The organism is Pseudomonas brassicae, from assembly GCF_010671725.1.
Taxonomy (GTDB): domain Bacteria; phylum Pseudomonadota; class Gammaproteobacteria; order Pseudomonadales; family Pseudomonadaceae; genus Aquipseudomonas; species Aquipseudomonas brassicae.
On record NZ_JAAHBU010000636.1, the window covers coordinates 1 to 562 of the forward strand.

At 53.2% G+C, this 562-nt stretch carries 2 protein-coding genes; one reads left to right on the plus strand and one right to left on the minus strand.

What is annotated here, in order from left to right; translation table 11 throughout:
• Nucleotides 1-246, minus strand: a 246-nt coding sequence (locus G3436_RS29180) for a hypothetical protein (protein WP_420801265.1), incomplete at its 3' end; no start/stop codon positions are given.
• 53 nt (nucleotides 247-299) lie between these two features.
• Between G3436_RS29180 and G3436_RS26840 the strand changes: the two genes are divergently transcribed.
• Nucleotides 300-562: PAS domain-containing protein (locus G3436_RS26840; protein WP_163951382.1), on the plus strand; the 263-nt coding region annotated here is incomplete at its 3' end.

The window sequence follows — 562 nt, forward strand, 5'->3', positions numbered from 1 at the left end:
GGACTGGCTTACCGACATGGCGGCCTGCTGGCAGCCGTGGCAACGCATTTGGGCGTCAATCTGATCCACTTTGCCGGCTTTACCTACCCCCAGCTGGCGATACCGTGAACCATTGGTCATTAGCTGACTAATGTGACGAACGTATGAAAGAATGCCGATAATTTGCAGGACTTTGCACGCTTCAAATACACCACGAGCAGAAAGCGCACCTTGAGCCGGATCAATATTCTTTAAATATCCATTCAATAAAAACGCCTATCTGCCGATACCTCACGAAAGCCTTCCGGATAGAACAGCTTATGCGTAACAATCAGCCGATTACCCAGCGCGAACGGACTTTCCCTGCACAGCAACGCCTGATTTCGACCACCGATGCCAAGGGTGTGATCACCTATTGCAACGATGCGTTCGTCGAGATCAGCGGCTTTTCTCGGGAGGAGCTCATTCGTGCGCCACACAACCTGGTCCGACACCCGGATGTGCCACCGGCCGTATTTGCGCATATGTGGGGCACGCTCAAGCAAGGCTTGCCATGGATGGGCATCGTCAAGAACCGCTGCAA